This window comes from Bacillus sp. JHAA (assembly GCF_036961585.1).
In the GTDB taxonomy this organism is placed as follows: Bacteria; Bacillota; Bacilli; order Bacillales; family Bacillaceae; genus Bacillus; species Bacillus velezensis.
The window spans coordinates 313,945-330,496 of record NZ_JBAMDE010000003.1 but is presented as its reverse complement, the minus strand read 5'-3'; the positions used below and the strand labels follow the sequence as shown (position 1 = coordinate 330,496).

General features: G+C 45.2%; 20 protein-coding genes. All 20 read right to left on the bottom strand.

Going from position 1 to position 16,552, the window contains the following annotated elements; all coding sequences use genetic code 11:
* Nucleotides 1-17 precede the first annotated feature (17 nt).
* Nucleotides 18-1,154 carry a flagellar motor switch phosphatase FliY gene (fliY, locus tag V7728_RS09045; RefSeq protein ID WP_025284727.1) on the bottom strand — a complete coding sequence of 379 codons (1,137 nt, stop codon included), beginning with the start codon at nt 1,152-1,154 and terminating at the stop codon, nt 18-20.
* Entirely contained in the window at nt 1,144-2,142 is a 999-nt protein-coding gene (gene fliM, locus V7728_RS09040; RefSeq protein WP_003154240.1) for a flagellar motor switch protein FliM, read from the bottom strand. The genes fliY and fliM overlap by 11 nt, the downstream gene beginning before the upstream one ends.
* A 33-nt stretch (nt 2,143-2,175) precedes the next feature.
* Nucleotides 2,176-2,595 (bottom strand): flagellar basal body-associated protein FliL, encoded by a 420-nt coding sequence (gene fliL, locus V7728_RS09035; protein WP_003154241.1) that lies wholly within the window; start codon nt 2,593-2,595, stop codon nt 2,176-2,178.
* The gene (locus V7728_RS09030) at nt 2,592-2,807 is read right to left on the bottom strand and encodes a flagellar FlbD family protein (protein WP_003154243.1); all 216 of its coding nucleotides are present in this window, start codon (nt 2,805-2,807) and stop codon (nt 2,592-2,594) included. The genes fliL and V7728_RS09030 overlap by 4 nt, the downstream gene beginning before the upstream one ends.
* 39 nt (nt 2,808-2,846) lie before the next feature.
* Nucleotides 2,847-3,623, bottom strand: a complete 777-nt coding sequence (gene flgG / locus V7728_RS09025; RefSeq protein WP_007409783.1) for a flagellar basal body rod protein FlgG — start codon at nt 3,621-3,623, stop codon at nt 2,847-2,849.
* Between the two features lie 24 nt (nt 3,624-3,647).
* Nucleotides 3,648-4,088 carry a flagellar hook assembly protein FlgD gene (flgD, locus tag V7728_RS09020; protein WP_015239855.1) on the bottom strand — a complete coding sequence of 147 codons (441 nt, stop codon included), beginning with the start codon at nt 4,086-4,088 and terminating at the stop codon, nt 3,648-3,650.
* Complete coding sequence (locus tag V7728_RS09015; protein ID WP_099566741.1) at nt 4,089-5,432, bottom strand: flagellar hook-length control protein FliK; 1,344 nt, start codon at nt 5,430-5,432, stop codon at nt 4,089-4,091. It lies immediately after the preceding gene.
* A 6-nt stretch (nt 5,433-5,438) separates the two neighbouring features.
* Nucleotides 5,439-6,053 carry a MotE family protein gene (locus V7728_RS09010; RefSeq protein WP_007611432.1) on the bottom strand — a complete coding sequence of 205 codons (615 nt, stop codon included), beginning with the start codon at nt 6,051-6,053 and terminating at the stop codon, nt 5,439-5,441.
* 11 nt (nt 6,054-6,064) lie between these two features.
* The gene (fliJ, locus tag V7728_RS09005) at nt 6,065-6,508 is read right to left on the bottom strand and encodes a flagellar export protein FliJ (RefSeq protein ID WP_003154253.1); all 444 of its coding nucleotides are present in this window, start codon (nt 6,506-6,508) and stop codon (nt 6,065-6,067) included.
* Between the two features lie 5 nt (nt 6,509-6,513).
* Entirely contained in the window at nt 6,514-7,830 is a 1,317-nt protein-coding gene (gene fliI / locus V7728_RS09000) for a flagellar protein export ATPase FliI (RefSeq protein ID WP_007611430.1), read from the bottom strand.
* Entirely contained in the window at nt 7,827-8,582 is a 756-nt protein-coding gene (gene fliH / locus V7728_RS08995; protein WP_099566740.1) for a flagellar assembly protein FliH, read from the bottom strand. The genes fliI and fliH overlap by 4 nt, the downstream gene beginning before the upstream one ends.
* Complete coding sequence (gene fliG / locus V7728_RS08990; RefSeq protein ID WP_003154256.1) at nt 8,575-9,591, bottom strand: flagellar motor switch protein FliG; 1,017 nt, start codon at nt 9,589-9,591, stop codon at nt 8,575-8,577. Before fliG ends, fliH begins: the two co-directional genes overlap by 8 nt.
* 12 nt (nt 9,592-9,603) lie before the next feature.
* On the bottom strand, nt 9,604-11,214 hold the full coding sequence (gene fliF, locus V7728_RS08985) for a flagellar basal-body MS-ring/collar protein FliF (RefSeq protein ID WP_012117551.1): 1,611 nt from the start codon (nt 11,212-11,214) through the stop codon (nt 9,604-9,606).
* Nucleotides 11,215-11,256: 42 nt separating this feature from the next.
* Complete coding sequence (gene fliE, locus V7728_RS08980; protein WP_007409777.1) at nt 11,257-11,577, bottom strand: flagellar hook-basal body complex protein FliE; 321 nt, start codon at nt 11,575-11,577, stop codon at nt 11,257-11,259.
* Nucleotides 11,578-11,587: 10 nt separating this feature from the next.
* On the bottom strand, nt 11,588-12,040 hold the full coding sequence (gene flgC, locus V7728_RS08975) for a flagellar basal body rod protein FlgC (protein WP_015239851.1): 453 nt from the start codon (nt 12,038-12,040) through the stop codon (nt 11,588-11,590).
* Entirely contained in the window at nt 12,040-12,429 is a 390-nt protein-coding gene (gene flgB / locus V7728_RS08970) for a flagellar basal body rod protein FlgB (protein ID WP_099566739.1), read from the bottom strand. Before flgB ends, flgC begins: the two co-directional genes overlap by 1 nt.
* 353 nt (nt 12,430-12,782) lie before the next feature.
* Nucleotides 12,783-13,562, bottom strand: coding sequence for a GTP-sensing pleiotropic transcriptional regulator CodY (gene codY, locus V7728_RS08965; RefSeq protein ID WP_003154263.1), 780 nt, complete (start codon nt 13,560-13,562; stop codon nt 12,783-12,785).
* Nucleotides 13,563-13,599: 37 nt separating this feature from the next.
* Nucleotides 13,600-15,003 (bottom strand): HslU--HslV peptidase ATPase subunit, encoded by a 1,404-nt coding sequence (hslU, locus tag V7728_RS08960; RefSeq protein ID WP_007409775.1) that lies wholly within the window; start codon nt 15,001-15,003, stop codon nt 13,600-13,602.
* Nucleotides 15,004-15,019: 16 nt separating this feature from the next.
* Nucleotides 15,020-15,565: an ATP-dependent protease subunit HslV gene (gene hslV, locus V7728_RS08955; protein ID WP_003154267.1), complete on the bottom strand. Its 546-nt coding sequence runs from the start codon at nt 15,563-15,565 to the stop codon at nt 15,020-15,022.
* 15 nt (nt 15,566-15,580) lie between these two features.
* Nucleotides 15,581-16,498 carry a tyrosine recombinase XerC gene (xerC, locus tag V7728_RS08950; RefSeq protein WP_032871470.1) on the bottom strand — a complete coding sequence of 306 codons (918 nt, stop codon included), beginning with the start codon at nt 16,496-16,498 and terminating at the stop codon, nt 15,581-15,583.
* Nucleotides 16,499-16,552 lie beyond the last annotated feature (54 nt).

Here is a 16,552-nt window from a genome sequence, read left to right as displayed (position 1 = left end):
CTCTCCTCTATGTTCGCTTATTTTAAATTGTTAAGGCGGTCTGCCTGACTTAAAATATCAGTGACTCTCACGCCGAAGTTTTCTTCTATGACAACGACCTCGCCCTTTGCCACGATCCGCTGGTTGACCAGGATGTCAACAGGTTCACCAGCCAGCTTGTCAAGCTCAATAATGCTTCCCGCAGAAAGTTCAAGGATTTCTTTGACGCTTCTCTTCGTTCTGCCGAGCTCAACCGTAACGGAAAGCGGAATATCCATCAGCATATCAAGGTTATTCCTTGATCCTTGCGCCGCTTCGTTATGATCAAACGCCTGGAATTCTACCGGAGCGACTTGAACAGGAGCAGCTTTTTTTGCGGTTCCCTGTCTCTTCGGAAGCTCGGGTTTTGCCTGCGGCTCCGGCTGCATGGCAGGTTCCGGCTGCGGCGTTTCGTATGTTTCCTGTGGTTCTGATACGGTTTCTGCGGCCTCTGACTCATGCTGGTCTGCAGTCATCAGGTCTGCGATCAGATCTTTCGCAAACGTAATCGGATAAAGCTGCATGATGCTCGAATCGATTAATTCGCCGACTTTCAGACGGAATGACACTTTTACGAGCAGGTCATCCTCAGGTATTCTGTCAGTCCCTTTTTCTTCCGTCACATCCAGAAGTTCAACCCTTGGCGGAGAAATGTCAATCTTTTTACTGAACACGGTCGACATTGACGTAGCAGCCGAGCCCATCATTTGATTCATTGCTTCCTGCACGGCGCTCAGGTGGATTTCACCGAGTGACGGATCGGCGCCCCGGCCGTCCCCGCCGATCATCAAATCCGCGATGATGGCCGCGTCGCTTTGTTCGACGACGAGCAAATTGCTGCCGTCAAAGCCTTCTGTGTAGTTCACTTCAATGGCAACATACGGATGAGGAAATTCATCACTGATTTTGCTTTTTGAAATGACGGTCACACTCGGCGTCGTAATGTCCACTTTTTGATTTAAAAGAGTGGACAGCGCCGTAGCCGAGCTGCCGAACGAAATATTCCCGATTTCTCCGATCGCATCGCGCTCAAGTTCAGACAAGTTCGCCCCTTGAGGCTGTTCTGTATCCTCTGACTGACTGCTTGTGCCGTTAAGAAGAGCATCGATTTCATCTTGAGATAATCTATTGTTCATCTTGTTCACCTCTTATGTCGTGATCTAAAATTTGCACTGCCTGTCTTCGATTCACCCGGCCGGCCTGCCCTAAAAACTTCGGTTTGTTTCCGACCAATACAGTAAGAGGATCAGTCACTGATTTGTCCAGAGTTATACAGTCCCCGACTTCCAAACTTAAAAATTCTTCTATTGTCAGTTCAGAAGCGCCCAAGAGAGCCACAACGGGAATTTGAGCCGTCATGATGCGCTTTTCAAGCAACTTCGTTTCTTCGGGCTTCGCTTCATTCCGGTCTGATTGCATCCAATAATGTACGGAAAGCTTAGGGATAATCGGCTCAAGTACGACATGGGGAATACAAAGATTAATGACACCGCTGATTTCACCTATCTGTGTATTGAGAGAAATGACAACGACTGTTTCATTTGGGGAAACCATCTGCACAAACTGAGGATTCACTTCAAATTCAGTCATTTCAGGGTCAATATCAGCAATCGATTGCCAAGCTTCTTTGTAGTTGCCCAGTGCATTTTCAAATAAGTTAGAAATAATATTCGTTTCAATTTCCGTAAGGCTGTCAGCTTTGTTATGAGTGATGCCGATGCCTCCCATGACGCGGTCAAGCATTGCGTATGCGATGGTGGGATTAACCTCCATCATGATTCTGCCTTCCATCGGATGAACATCGAATAAATTTAAAATCGTCATGTTCGGTATGGAACGGATAAATTCTTCATACGGCACCTGGTCAACTGAGCTGACGGATATATGAATATACGTTCTGAGCTTGGCGGAAAAGTGTGTTGTGAGAAGCCTCGCAAAGTTATCATGTATCCGGGTTAAACTGCGTATCTGATCTTTCGAGAATCTGAGAGCCCGTTTAAAATCATATACCTTTACTTTTTTCTCTTTAACTTCCTTTTTCAGCTCTTCCGCATCCGCCTCACCCGTGGAAATGGCGGAAAGCAGTGCGTCTATTTCATTTTGGGAGAGAACTTCTCCTGACATTTTCTTCACCTCCGTATTCTGTCAAATTTGTTTTTATTGCAGATTAAAGGAGGTAATGTACACTTTCTGAACTTTTCCTTCTTGGAGATAGCTGTTTACTTTCTCTTTTAATGATTGTTTAAACGCTTCTCTTCCTTTATCTCCCTCAATCTCTCCGGCGCTTGTGTCAGCTAAAATGGAAATGATGTTGTCTTTCACCTGAAAATCGCGTTTTTCAAGTTCTTCCTTCGCTTTAGCCGAGTCGGTTTCAAGCTTGATGCCGATACGGATGATGCTGTCAGACTTTAAGTTTGTCGTGATATCGTCGACAGACACAGTGGCTGCAACGACTTCGTCAATTGTCGGCTTTTTATCTTTGCCGGAATGTCCGCTGACGACAAAATATGCTGCCGTTCCGAGGCCGGCGATGACAATTAAAATAATCAGCAAAATGATGACTAATTTTTTCTTCATTCTTCTTCCTCTATTCCCTGATCCAGTGAAAATATTTGTATGCTATGGTAAAACGATATGACTTTTTTGAGAACTGCTTCTTCCGGTTCTTTCACTACGAACTTTTTGCCGTTGGACAGTGTAATCGTCGTGTCGGGGAAGCACTCAATCTGTTCGATAAACAGCGCGTTCAGCGTAAAAGGCTGGCCGTTTAAACGGGTGACTTGAATCATGCAATCCGGAGAAGCGGCCTAACCGCCTCTCCTCCCTCCTTACCGTTTCAGATTAACCAGCTCCTGAAGGATTTCATCTGAAGTCGTAATGATTTTTGAGTTTGATTGGAAACCGCGCTGAGCAACGATCATTTCGGTAAATTCATCTGTCAGATCTACGTTTGACATTTCAAGATAGCCTGCCAAAAGCTTACCCGTTCCGTTTTCGCCCGGAGTGGTGACTGCGCTCGCAGCTCCTGAACTTAATGATTCTCTGTAAAGGTTTCCTCCGATTTTTTCCAGACCTGCGCTGTTAGGGAACGTGACCAGACCGATTTGTCCGGCATCATGAACCTCATCCCCTGCATCAGTGTATGTAACGGTTCCGTCTGCACCGATGCTGTAATCTTTCGCATCAGTCGGAATATTGATTTTACCGCCGCCGATTTTTTCAAGGTAGTACCCGTCAGTCGTAACAAGGTTCCCTTGATTGTCCTTTCCGAAATTCCCCGCACGTGTGTAAACAATTCCCGCACCTGTATTAATCTGAAAGTAGCCGTCTCCGTCAATGGCTAGGTCGGTTTTATTCTGTGTAGCCTGCGGGGCGCCGGTTGAATGAACAACATCAATGGAAGAAGTCGCGGCACCCAAGCCGATTTGTTTTGAATTGGTCACGTTTGAACCGCCGGCGACTGTCTGGCTGATCATATCTTTAAATGTAACGCGGCTTTTCTTAAATCCCACTGTGTTGACGTTGGCGATGTTATTGCCGATTACATCTAGTTTTGTCTGAAAGTTTTTCATGCCGCTGATACCGGAATATAATGAACGTAACATGTTAAATTCCCCCTGAGTTTCTTATTATTTAGATGTTTCGCTGACGGCCGTGACATTCCACGGACTGACCTCTTTGCCGTTTTCAAGCACGAGCACGTAATTGCCGTTTGAATGCTTGACTGAATTGACTGGGCTTGTCTGATCCTTCCCGTCGCTGTCGCTGAATGTGACATTTTTGCCGATCCAGTTCACATACATCGTAAACGGATCTTGATTTTCTACAAATTTAGTCATCGTCGTATTCATATTCATCATTTGCTCCAATGAAGAAAATGTCGCCATCTGGCTGATGAATTCTTTGTCATCAACCGGATTGAGCGGGTCCTGGTTTTGAACCTGTGTCATTAAGATCTTCAGAAATTCGTCTTTCCCTAAATTCGTGCTGCTGTTTACTGCGGCGGTGCTCTTCGCGCTTGAAGTGGTTGAAGCGCCCGCCGCGGCATAATCCGAGTTTACTGATGTCAACTATTCTTCCTCCATTTCATTGAGAGAAAGCTCCTCCAGCATATCTCCGAAATCGCCTGACTGCTGCTGGTTCTTCTGCTCTCTCTGTCCCTGATGCTGCTGTTTATTGTGATCGGCCGTCTGCCCGTAAACAGGCTGCTGATCCCCGCTTTGAAGGGGGACTGTAAAACGGTCGACCTGGACCGACATATTCGGAAGCGATTGTTTCAGCTGAGGAAGATGCTGTTCCAGCAGCTCTTTCGCGGACTGGCTGGATGCGATTATTTTGCTTTGAAACATCCCGTTTTCGTTTGTCACCTTAATTGTGACAAATCCGAGGTTCTCGGGATTAAGACGAATCGTAAAGCTTCCGGTTGTTTTCCCGAAAGGCGTGTATTTCATCTGTTTCCAGCCGCTTATGACCTGATCCGTTAACGGTTTATTTTCTGCCGGCTGCTGTTCAGTTCCTGCGGACGTTTGCTGAATGCCGGCAAGGCTTCTCGTTCCCGAAAACAGTATATGTGCAGACAATTTGCTGTCAGGCGCCTTTGCGTGAGAAACCGTGCCGCCGTTTTGCTGTTCTGTTTTCCCGGCTGACTCTTGGGATGATTCAGATGATTGAGATAACACAAAAGCTTTCAGCTCAGTTTCAGCCATATCCCATTCCTTTGTTCCCTTTTGAGAAAGGCCCGCAAGCTGCTCCGCGACGCTTTGAAAGCTCTTCAGCTCAGCGGCTGTCATGGAGTAAAGTTTAGATGCAGATTCGTTTTTCGGAAAAAATGTCTGCCGCAGGTCTTGAATCACGCGGTCTGGGACACCTTGTTTTTTCAATGCCTCTAATAAACGGGCGCCTTCCTGGTAAACCGCCTTTGCCTGCGCGCTGTCCGGCAGTTCCTGCTGAGATGTGAAGAGCTGGGATACGGCTTCTTGAATGAAAAGCAGGCCCTTCTCAAGCGCATCCTTGACGGAATCCCCGTCTTTTGCGGAAGAATCCGGCTCATCCGTTTCAGGCTTCGCTCCATGCTGTTTTCCCGCTAACATGTCTTCAACAGATTCGGCAAGCTGTTTCAATAAAGGAAGAGCTGTTTCAGCCGTCTGCTTTCCTTCAAGAGCTTTTACCGCCTCAAGCAGCTGTTTTAGCTGCAATTCTTTATCTTCCGGGCCGGCTTTCAGCCAATCACCGATTTTCGATAAGGCATCATTCAGCTCTGCGTCACTTGTTTTTGTTTCATCTCCGGGCTGCCGGGGAGAAGTGATTTCCGACAGGAGCCAGTTCTGAAATAGACCTAAGCTGTTTACATTCATCTTCACATTGCTGTTTTGCACAGTCTGCGTACGATTACCCGTTAATTCAAGCAGCTTCAACTTACATCACTCCTTATTTCCGTCAGCGGATAGTTTTTCTGTATATTTAGCCGCTTGTTCAGGAGTCATTTTCGTCAAGATTTCAGCAAGCTGCTTTTTACTTAATCCGTTTAAAATATCGAGGGCTTCTTTTTCTTTCAGCTTTACGATAATGCTTGCCGCTTTACCGCTGTCCATACTTTTATAGATGTTGATCATTTTATCTTTTCCGGCTGATTCCGAAGCGTCTTTTTTCATTTCATCCGTCTTCGTTTTCTGCTGCTGTTCAGCTTCCTGTTTCAGTGAACGGATTTTCTGATTCAGATTATCGATTTCGGACTTGCTTGTGTCTAAATCTTTATTCAAAATGTTAATTTCACTTTTTTGTTCCTTTATGGTCTTTTCAAGAGAAGCCGTTCTGTCTTCCTTCTGCTTTTCCGCCGCGCTTTTCATTTCTTTCGTTTCGGGAACCAATTCTTTTAAAACAGGCGTTTTAGCGGCTGTTTCCTGAATCGGCTTCATCACATCAACGCCGGCAGCCCAAAGGATGATGCTTGCGACGATGATCAGAAAAATCAGCGGGATCATGATAAAAAGCAGGATTGAACCGAACTTTCCAGATCTCTTTTCTTTATCGGCCATTTCATTCGCTCCTAATGCCCCTGAATCATAAACTGCTTGATTGAAATGTCGTCCATTTCCCTCATCTCTGCAGCTTTGTCTTCAAGTGCGAACATATTAAATTGTTTTTCCCGCATTTTTTCAAATTTCTTTACTTCAATGTTTTTTTCGGTGAGCTGTTCCTGCTTCTCATTCATTTCATTTCGTTTCATGATGACAAGCTTTTGATAATGATAGATGGTGTTCTCAAGATTGGAAACGAATTGCTGATAATGTCTCATTTCCTGAACGCTCATCCCGCATTTCAGCTTTGATTCTTTGTCTTTTTCGAGCAATTCTTTTTTGCTCATATTTTCATATAGTTTTTCAGCCACTGTCTCAAATTCAGAAACCGATTGTCTGTATTCAGTCAATGTTTGGTCTTTTTCATTTTCTTTTAATTCCAGCAGCTTTTGAAATCTGAATTGGTATGCCACGATGTTTATTCCTCTTTTCCTGTCAGACTCGTCAATGCCGCAATGCTGTCTTCCAATTGAGCAGGTTCTTCCGTTCCTTGTTTTAAAAATTGAATAAGCTGCGGATAAAACTGAATCGCTTCATCAATTTCTCTAGATGACCCTCTTTTGTAAGCTCCGATATTAATGAGATCTTCAGAGTTTTGATAAGTTGACAGAAGATCGCGGAATTTGTTGGCCGCCTCTATATGCGATGTGTCTGAAATATTAGACATGACCCTGCTGATGCTTTTCAGGATGTTCACGGCCGGGAACTGCCCTTTGTTGGCAAGCGCCCGATCGAGAACGATATGCCCGTCTAATATTCCGCGCACCGTATCGGCAATCGGTTCGTTCATGTCATCTCCGTCTACGAGAACCGTATAAAAAGCGGTTATCGTTCCTTGTTCATTCGCGCCCGTTCTTTCCAGCAAACGGGGCAAAATAGCGAACACAGAAGGTGTATATCCTTTTGTTGTCGGCGGTTCTCCCGCTGCCAGGCCGATTTCCCGCTGAGCCATCGCGACCCTCGTGACAGAGTCCATCATGAACATCACATTCCGGCCTTTATCCCGGAAGTACTCTGCAATGGCGGTGGCCGTATACGCCGCTTTCAAACGCATTAAGGCAGGCTGATCAGAGGTCGCGACTACGACTATCGAGCGTTTCAGGCCTTCTTCGCCTAAATCCTTCTCGATGAATTCACGCACCTCGCGCCCCCGTTCCCCGACGAGTGCGATAATGTTTAAATCAGCTTCAGTCTGCTTCGCGATCATTCCCATCAGGGTGCTTTTTCCGACTCCGCTTCCGGCAAAAATCCCGATTCTCTGCCCTTTTCCTACCGTCAGCAGACTGTCAATCGATCTGACACCGACACCCATCTTTTCCCGTATCGGCGGGCGTTTCATCGGGTTTGGCGGCGGCTGTTCCGTCGAAACGGGGGACAAACCTTTCGGAAGCGCCCGGCCGTCAAGAGGTTCGCCGAACGCGTCGACAACTTGTCCGATTAAACCCGCGCCTACTTTGATGCGGAGCGACTCCCCAGTGGCCTCCACAATGCTGCCCGGCGCAATGCTGGCCGCTTCCAGATAAGGCATTAACAGAATGTTTTCATCTTGGAAGCCTACAACCTCAGCTTTAATCGCTTTTTTCGCATGGCCTTTCGGATAAATGAGACAAACATCTCCGATTGAGCTTTCGGGCCCTTTTGATTCAATCATCAGCCCGATGACCCGTTTAACCTTGCCGTAGCGCTTGTACGGATCCGCTGTTTCAATTGAGTCTATTAAATACTGTGTCTTCATTGCTCCGCTCCCGCCTCAAGCGCCGTTAAAAGTTTTTGCTTTAATTGCATCAGCTGGGTGTCTATGCCTGCATCAACACGTCCGAACGGAGTTTCTATCGAGCACGCTCCCTTCGCGGCTTTTTCATCGGCATATAAGCTTAATCTGCATTCTTTGTATAACAGCTGCTGAATTTCGTCCATATGCTGATGAACCGTCTCATAATATTCAGGGTCCACATAGATGGAGATGTCATCATAATCTTTTACTTCGGCTACTACCTGTTTGACCAGCAGAAGAAAAGCCTCTTTATCATCACTTTTTTGCCGCCATACTTTTTTAGCGAGCGCAACGGAAAGCTCAATGATTTCTTCCTCAGCGCTTTCCAGTTTTTCCTCGACTGACTGTCTCGCCATTTCCATAACGGCATTGGCCCGGCTGATGAGATTGGCGTATTCAGCTTGAGCCTCGGCTTTTCCCAATGCCATGCCTTCTTCATATCCTTCTGCCTTTGCTTCTTCTATCAATCTTTGTTTTTCTTCCGCCCAGCGGTTTTTCTCTTCTTCAATCTGCCGAAGAGTGTGCTCAAATTGATTTTTCGCTTCTTCAGACACCCTGTCGGCTTCTGCTTTGGCAAAAGCCATGAGAGCCTCCGGATTTTCGGGTTCCTCCCGGTCTGGATGGGAATGTGTTTTCCTGACTTCCTGCAAGGAAAGCTTGCGCCGTTTTTGTTCAGGAGAAAATGATGATTGCTGTTTAATGATATTAGACAATAATATCGTCTCCTCCGCCTCGCGCGATTACAATTTCTCCGGCTTCTTCCAGCTTGCGGACGACGCCCACGATTCTTGATTGCGCCTCTTCCACATCACGCAAACGCACAGGCCCCATAATTTCCATTTCCTCTTTAAACGTTTCAACCATACGCTGTGACATATTGCTGAAGACGATTTCTTTGACTTCCTCGCTCGCAACCTTCAATGAAAGCAGGAGGTCGTCGTTTTCAACGTCTCTGATCACGCGCTGAATCGCACGGTTATCAAGGGTGACAATATCTTCAAAGACAAACATTCGTTTTTTGATTTCATCCGCCAATTCAGGATCTTGGATTTCTAATGAATCAAGGATCGTTTTTTCCGTTCCTCTGTCTACACCGTTTAACACTTCAACAACGGCTTCTATGCCGCCGGTCTGCGTATAATCCTGCGTAAAGGAGGAGGACAGCTTTTGTTCAAGGACCCGCTCCACTTCATTTATGATTTCAGGAGACGTTCTGTCCATAACCGCAATCCTTCTTGCCACCTCAGCCTGAACGTCCGGGTTCAGCTCAGACAAAATCTGTCCGGCCTGCACCGGGTCAAGGTAGGATAAAATCAGCGCCATCGTTTGCGGATGTTCCTGCTGAATGAAATTTAAAATCTGTTCGGGCTCCGCTTTTCTCGCGAAATCAAACGGCTTTACCTGCAAAGAAGAGGTGAGCCTGTTTAAAATGCTTACCGCTTTGTCTTCTCCGAGCGCTTTTTCAAGCACTTGGCGGGCGTAATTTAAACCGCCTTGTGAAATATAGTCCTGAGCGATTGCGATATTATGAAATTCTTCAATGATTTCATCTTTTCTTTGATGATCGACGCTTCTGACTCCCGAAATCTCGAGTGTCAATCTTTCAATTTCTTCTTCAGACAAATGCTTGTACACAGAAGCTGATACATCAAGGCCTAAGGAAATCATGAGGATGGCTGCTTTTTGTTTTCCTGTAAGCTTGTTCTGATCACGTTTCGCCATTTTCCATTCCCCCTAATCCTCGTCCAGCCAGCTTCGAAGCAATTTAGCAAAGTCTTCCGGTTTTTCTTTAGCCATTTTTTCAAGCTGTTTTCGTCTGACTGTTTCTTCCGTTTCAATTTTCTCTTCGTTGATATCAGGCAATCGAACCGGCTCGGGCGGTGTTTCATATTCATATTCTTCGTATTCATCCTCTTGTGAGCGTTTCTTTCTGATGAGGAGAATAATAAGCAGAATAATGGCCGCAAGCAGTACGCCGCCTGTAATGTATACCCAGATCGGAAGACCTGAAGATTGTGCCGAATCTGTGTTCAGGCTTGTTTTTCCGTCAAACGGCTGAACGGATACAACGATTTTATTGTTGATATCATTGTCTGTCAGGTTTTGATTTTGCGTTTCGTTTTTATCAAGAGACGTTCTGACGACCGTTCCTAAAATCTTCTGTATATCAGCCTGTCTCTGTGCTGATAAGGAAGCGGCATTTTTCGGATTAGGCGGCTCCACCATGACCTGAATGCCTAAATCACGCACTTTATACGGGCTTTCCGCGATTTCTTTATGAATGCGGTTGACTTCATAGTTGATTTTATTGCTGCTTTTTTCGTAGTCCCCGCTGTTTGAACCGCCGTTTGTCTCGGCATAGTTCGCGGTGTCATTGCTTCCCGTTCCGGCCGTGCCGCCGTTGGCCGCGCCGTCGCCTTTATACGTTTCCGCAACTTTTTCGGCGCTTACCGCTATGCCTTCCATGTTATCTTTATCGACAGGTTCGACAGTGTCTTCAGTGCGTTTTTCCTTCGTGAAGTCAACATCCGCCGTCACGGAAACAACGACCTTATCCTGCCCCATCATTGTGCCGAGCAGTGACTGAACATGTTTTTGAATGTCCTTTTCGACCTGCGACTTAATACCTTGCTGAGAAGCATAACTGTCAGAAACGGACCCTGCACCGCTGTCACTTTTGTCATAATATGTAGAATTTTGATCCATTATGACGATATTATCTTCTTTTAAGTTCGGAACACTTTTAGAAACGAGATGGTACAGCCCGTTGATCTGGTTTTGATCAAGCGAGTAGCCCGGTTTCATCTGCAAAACGATTGATGCGGACGCTGCCGGCTGATCTTCACCGACGAACACGGCTTCTTTCGGCATATTGATCATGACCTTCGAGCTTTTAATACCGTCCATTTCATTTATCAGGTTTGACAATTCGGTCTGAGTCGCCTCAACCTTTAAAACGTCAAACTCATTATCCGTCAGGCCGAAGCCCGCATTTTGTCCGAAAAACGAATAATCAATTGATCCCGTTTTCGGCAGGCCTTCCGCGGCAAGCTGGACTTTAAGCGAATCCACTTGGCTCTCAGGAACCTTAATGACCGTGCCGCCGTCAGCAAGTTCAGAAGACACCTTTTTCGTATCGAGCTCTTCTTTAATCTTCCCCGCTTCTTCCGCGGACAAATCTTTATAAAGAGGCACCATCTTTTCAGACGAAGTAAAAATAATAACGACGATGAGTAAAATAATGAATGCGGCCAAGCCGCTTACCATGAGTATCTTCTGTGTTTTTGATCTGTTGTTCCAAAACGCTGCCGTTTTGGTTTTCATTTGCATTAGAGTACGATTCATGTTAACCCCCGGTCATTCCAGTCATTCTCTTCAATCTGACCACTACATCTGCATTCTCATGATTTCCTGATAGGCTTCCACGGCTTTATTGCGGAATTCGGTAGCGGCCGTCAGAGAAATATTTGCTTTTTGGGCAGCGATCATGACCTCGTCAAGGTTTACATCCTTTCCTGCAGCCAGTTCGTTCGTTATTTGGTCAGATTTCACTTGTGACTCATTTAACGAATCAATAGAGTTTTTTAAAAGCTCCGAAAAGCTTGTTTGGTTTGAAGAATCAGTTTTTTGAGTTTGGTTTAATTGATTCGTTACGTTTTGAGTATTTTGGGTTTGTTGAAGCTGAAAAGGAGTAATAGCGTTAACCACTTACATCACCTTACTTTCCGATTTCTAACGCCTTCAAAAGCATGCCTTTGGAGGCGTTTAATGCAGTTACGTTTGCTTCATATGATCTCGAGCTGCTGACAAGATCCACCATTTCTTTTAATGGATCTACATTTGGTTTTTGTACATATCCGTCTTTATTCGCATCAGGATTCTCCGGATCATAAACGAGATTAAAAGCGGACGGGTCTTCCGTAACACCAGATACCTTTACGCCATTTCCCGCGCTTCCTGTTCCGTTCATCTTGGAATGTAAAAGGGACGAAAATGATTCGCCTCCGGATTGGAGAGATACCAGCTTTCTTCTGTAAGGCACCCATTCGCCATTTACCTGCTTCGCTCTCGTTGTATCCATATTGGCCAGGTTGGACGATACGACGTCCATCCGGACACGCTGTGCAGTTAAAGCGGAGCCCGAAATATTTAAGCTTTGAAAGCCACTCATTATTTTCCTCCTGTCAAGACGGTTTTCAGAGAATTGAATTTGCCGCTCATTCTTTCAACCAAAGCCTGATAATTAATTTGGTTTTCGGCTAAATCTGTCATTTCTTTGTCGATATCGACATTGTTTCCGTTTTGCTGGTACGATGTATCACTGCCGGACACGATAGAATAATCGTCCCCTGAACCCGTAAAGTCAACGTGCCGATAGTCGGTTTTTACCGCCTCAAGATTGGATGTTTCCTGATCTAACAAATTTCGGAAAGAGACTTTTTTTGCCTTATAGTTCGGTGTATCTATATTGGCGATGTTATTAGTTAAGACTTTTTGCTTAATGTCCGCTCTCCCCAAGGCATTCTCAAGATTTTGTATAGTTCCAGAAAATAAGTCCAAATCCACTTACCTCCATTTCAGATATTTTTCTCCTAAAAATCCTTGTCGAGAATTGTAAAACCATATGCTTATTGTAAGAAATAACAGGCTTAAAGTCTATGAAGTTAGGCTAAAAAAAAGTACTCATTTGTATCCATTTTACACATAGGTATAAAGTCCTAGAGTATTTGGACTACAAATATTTGATTAATATAAGACTGAAAATAGCCGAATTTCTGTATCTTCCCCTTATTTTCACACAGCAAGATGGATTATCTCAGATCAGATTCCAATAAGCAACTTTAAACTGCAACTTTTCACCTATTGTCCATAAAAAAAGCAGGACCTCCATTTTTAGGGATCCTGCTTTTGTCTTAATGAGATTTAAGGTTTTCCAATTCGATAAGGAATTTGTTGTTCAGAACTTTAATGTACGTCCCCTTCATTCCCAGTGATCTGGATTCAATGACACCTGCGCTTTCCAGCTTTCTCAGCGCATTAACGATTACTGAACGCGTAATGCCGACACGGTCGGCAATCTTACTTGCCACAAGCAAGCCTTCGTTTCCGTCAAGCTCTTCAAAGATATGCTCAATCGCTTCAAGTTCACTGTAAGACAGAGAACTGATCGCCATTTGAACAACCGCTTTGCTTCGCGCCTCTTCTTCGATTTCTTCCGCTTTTTCTCTTAAAATCTCCATTCCTACAACGGTTGCTCCGTATTCAGCAAGAATGAGATCATCATCTTCAAATTGATCCTGCAGACGGGACAGAATGAGCGTGCCCAGTCTCTCTCCTCCGCCGATGATCGGCACGATCGTTGTTAAGCCCGCTTGGAACAGGTCTCTGTTTTCTACAGGAAACGCCGTGTATTCGCTGTTGATATCAAGGTTTGAAGACGTCTCCGGAACATTGAACAGATTTCTCGTGTACTCTTCCGGGAACTGGCGGTCTTCAAGCATTTTTTTCATGCGGTCATTTTCAATCTGCTGATTAATAGAGTAGCCCAAAAGCTTTCCTCTGCGGCTGACGACGAAAATATTAGAATCAATGACGTCACGAAGCGTTTCAGCCATTTCTTTAAAGTTTACGGGTTTGCCTGCCGCAGCCTGCAGCATGCTGTTAATAATTCGTGTTTTTTGTAGTAAAGCCATGATAAATAATCCTCCTAGAATTCCTCTTATTAAATTTTCACAATATAAATTGACTTAGATCTTTGTTGTTTGCAATCGTTCCGAGCTTTTCTTCAACGTATTGCGGCGTGATAGCGACTTTTTCCATCGTTACGTCCGGCGCTTCAAACGACAGGTCTTCCAAGAGACGTTCCAATATCGTGTGAAGCCTTCTCGCTCCGATGTTGTCCGTATCCTGATTCACATGATAAGCCACTTCGGCGATCTTACGAATAGCTTCGTCAGAAAATTCAAGAGATATACCTTCTGTCTGCAATAAAGCCTGATATTGTTTTAACAGCGCGTTATCGGGTTCGACGAGAATCTTCACAAAATCATCTACCGTCAGCTTGCTCAATTCTACACGAATCGGAAAGCGGCCCTGCAGCTCCGGAATCAGATCAGACGGTTTGGCCATATGGAATGCCCCGGCTGCGATAAACAGCACGTGATCTGTTTTGACGGAGCCGTATTTCGTGACGACGGTAGATCCTTCGACAATCGGAAGGATATCTCTTTGAACGCCTTCTCTCGATACATCTGCTGAGGAAGAAGCCCCTCCGTTTTTTGCGATTTTATCTATTTCGTCAATAAAGATAATGCCGCCCTCTTCAGCTCTTAACACGGCCTCTTGGCCGACTTCATCCATATCGATTAATTTGCCTGCCTCTTCATTGGTCAGAACCTTCCTTGCTTCTCTGACCGTCATTTTGCGGCGTTTTTTCTTTTTTGGCACCAGATTGCTCAGCGCATCCTGCATATTCATGCCCATCTGCTCCATCCCGGAGCCTTGCAGCATGTCAAACATCGACGGCTGCTGCTCTTCCACCTCTACGGAGACGTAATGGTCTTCGAGCTCTCCCAATGCGAGCTGATGCGCCATGCGCTTTCTTTTCTCTTCAAGGCTTGCTTCTTCCTGCTGGTCGGCTTCATCATCATTTGCCGCCTGGTTTCCTCCGAAAAGCATTTCAAACGGATTTTTCACACCCGCTTGTTTTTTCTTTCCCGGAACGAGAAGCCGCACTATACGTTTGTTTGCATTTTCTTCAGCCTGTTCTTTCACTTCGCTGATTTTTTCTTCTTTAATGAGCCGCACGGATGTCTCAACGAGGTCTCTGACCATTGATTCGACATCTCTGCCTACATAGCCGACTTCTGTAAATTTTGTCGCTTCAATTTTTATAAATGGCGCACCGGTAAGCTTGGCGATCCGTCTGGCGATCTCTGTTTTCCCCACCCCGGTCGGGCCCATCATCAGGATGTTTTTGGGAACGATCTCGTCTCTCAGTTTTTCATCAAGAAGACTTCTGCGATAGCGGTTTCTTAATGCCACGGCGACAGCTTTTTTCGCATCCTGCTGTCCTACAATGTATTGATCCAACCGATCTACGATTTGTCTCGGTGTTAACGGTTTGTTTTCCATGCGCCTCAAGTCCTTTCTATTCAAGTTCTTCCAAAATGATCTGATCGTTTGTGTACACACAAATCTCGCCCGCGATTTTCAAAGCGGCTTTTGCAATATCTTTGGCGGACAGATTCTCTCCGGCATAGGTTTTCAGCGCTCTTCCTGCTGACAGGGCGTAGTTTCCGCCGGAGCCGATTGCCAAAATGCCGTCATCCGGCTCAATCACTTCACCTGTTCCCGATACGAGAAGCAAGGTATCCTGGTTCATGACAATCAGCATGGCTTCCAGCTTGCGCAGCACTTTATCGCTGCGCCATTCTTTCGCAAGCTCAACCGACGCACGTTTTAAATTGCCGTTGTATTCTTCAAGCTTCGCCTCAAACATTTCAAAAAGTGTGAAAGCGTCCGCAACAGATCCCGCAAATCCGGCCAGAACCTTTCCGTTAAACAGCTTTCTCACTTTTCTTGCAGTATGTTTCATGACTACAGCCTGACCGAATGTGACCTGGCCGTCTCCTGACATAGCGCTTTTCCCGTTATGCTGGACGGCAAAAATCGTTGTCGCATGAAAAGATGACATGAGAAGGGCCTCCTTTTAATTTTCTTTAAAAGCTCTCGGGTGGTGGGACATATATGTGTTTCTCAGCATTTCCTTCGATACATGCGTGTAAATCTGCGTAGAAGACAGATTGGAATGGCCCAAAAGCTCCTGGACGCTTCTTAAATCAGCCCCTTCATTCAGCAGATGAGTCGCAAACGTGTGCCGAAGCATATGCGGGTGTATATGTAAAGTGCCGGATGCTTTTTTTACAAGCCCGCTTAAAATATACCGGATTCCTCTGGCGGTCAGCGGGCCGCCTCTTTGATTGACAAACAGCACATCATGAGGCTCCTTTGCTTTTTCAAGCAGGCACTGCCTTCCGCTGTTGATATACAGCTCCAGCGCATCACGGGCATATGAGCCGAACGGGATATAGCGCTGCTTCTTGCCTTTCCCGTGAACGAGCACCGTATCCATGAACAGGTCAAGATCGCTGACAGTGAGCGTACAGCACTCACTGACCCTCATTCCGGTCGCATAAAGAAGCTCAAGCAGGGCCTGATCGCGCATCCCTGACGGCTGACTTCTGTCTGAAACAGCGAATAGTTCCTCAAGTTCTTTTTCATAAAGAAACTTCGGAATCCGTTTCTCTTGTTTCGGCAGATGAACAAGCTGAAACGGATTCTCTTCAACAAGCTTTTCCCTCATTAAAAATTTATAGAAGCTTCTCAAAGCTGAAATTTTCTTGCTGATTGTTTTTCTTGACAGGCCTTTTTCATAAGCCTCTGTCAAAAATATTCTCACATCATGATATGCAGCTTCTTTCATTCCATTTATATTTTGAGCATGCAGAAACATCCCAAATTCTTCAATCGAATTAACATAATTCACAATAGTATATTGTGAATAATTTTTTTCAATTTGTAAATATTCAACGAATAACTTTAAAAAAAAGTTAACATTCTCAGTCATTATGAAGACCTCCCTCTCCGAAGGGCTTTTAAATGGTATCATATAATGCATCGA